Source organism: Streptomyces pseudogriseolus (genome assembly GCA_002154585.1).
GTDB classification, from domain to species: domain Bacteria; phylum Actinomycetota; class Actinomycetes; order Streptomycetales; family Streptomycetaceae; genus Streptomyces; species Streptomyces pseudogriseolus.
In genome coordinates this window covers 1-797 of sequence record MUNG01000559.1, presented here as the reverse complement: position 1 = coordinate 797, position 797 = coordinate 1, and the positions used below count along the sequence as shown (strand labels likewise).

1 protein-coding gene is annotated in these 797 nt (G+C 70.9%); it reads left to right on the top strand.

Features of this window, described 5'->3' with window-relative positions:
• The coding region (locus CCN29_RS36520; protein ID WP_442538624.1) for an MFS transporter at positions 1-645 on the top strand (645 nt) is incomplete at its 5' end.
• Positions 646-797: the final 152 nt, after the last annotated feature.

Below are 797 nucleotides of genomic sequence, written 5' to 3'. Positions count from 1 at the left end.
CACGGGCCGCTGCCCGAGCCGCAGCAGCCGAAGCCGAAGGGGCCCTCCGTCAAGCCGGGCCTGGGCATGCTGAAGGACAAGAAGTTCCTGTACCCGACGATCCTGCTGTCGGTCCTGTGGATCACCCAGACCATCGGCTTCTTCGGCTACTCCAGCTGGGCGCCGACCCTGCTGGCCGCCGAGGGCGTCAGCGTCGAGGACTCCATCTTCTACGTGGCGCTGACGACCGTGGGCGCGCCGCTCGGCTCCTTCCTGGCGGCGATGGTCACCGACCGCTTCGAGCGCAAGTGGTGCCTGGTGGTGTTCGGCCTGGTCATCGCCGCGTCCGGTCTGCTCTACGGGCTGACGTTCACCCCGGTGCTGATCGTCGTCTTCGGCTTCCTGGTCAACCTGTTCGAGCGCGGCTACACGGCCCTGGCGTACGCGTACGCCCCCGAGCTGTACGGCACCGAGGGCCGCTCACTGGGCACGAGCATCGCCTACGGCCTGGGGCGTCTGTCGAACGCGGTGGGTCCGCTGATGATCGCCGGCGTCTACAACGGTATCGGCTACCAGGCGGTCTTCATGGTCATCGCGGGCACCTGGACGCTGGGCGCACTGGTCCTGGCGCTCTTCGGCCCGGCGACACGCCGCCGCCNNCCCTGAAGACGGGCGAGGCGGGCGGCGGGGCGGGACGGAGGCACGGGCCTCCGGCCCGCCCGCCGCTTTTCGGCCCGTGGCCCAGTCTGACGCTCGTCGGGGACGAGACGCCGACGGCTGGGACGGGCGTTTCCTACGCGGGCGAGGGCCCGGTGCCG